Annotated in this window: 1 protein-coding gene; it reads left to right on the forward strand. The window is 67.1% G+C overall.

Going from position 1 to position 301, the window contains the following annotated elements; all coding sequences use genetic code 11:
- A partial coding sequence (locus BGIM_RS60980; protein WP_202947427.1) for a PAS domain-containing protein occupies window positions 1–301 on the forward strand: 301 nt, incomplete at both ends.

Below are 301 nucleotides of genomic sequence, written 5' to 3' on the forward strand. Positions count from 1 at the left end.
CCTCCGAGGACGCGATCATCAGCAAGACGCTGGACGGGATCATCACGACGTGGAACGGGGGGGCCGAGCGGTTGTTCGGGTATTCCGCCGAAGAGGCGGTTGGCCGGCCGGTCACGCTGGTCATTCCCCCCGGGCAACTAGACGAGGAGCATACGATCCTGGAGCGCCTTCGCCGGGGGGAGCGGGTGGAGTCCTTCGAGACCGTCCGGGTTGCCAAGGACGGCCATCGGATCGACGTCTCGCTGACCGTCTCACCGCTTCGGGACGCGTCAGGTCTCATCGTCGGGGCCTCGAAGGTGGC

The sequence above is a fragment of the Zavarzinella formosa DSM 19928 genome, from assembly GCF_000255705.1.
Taxonomy (GTDB): Bacteria; Planctomycetota; Planctomycetia; order Gemmatales; family Gemmataceae; genus Zavarzinella; species Zavarzinella formosa.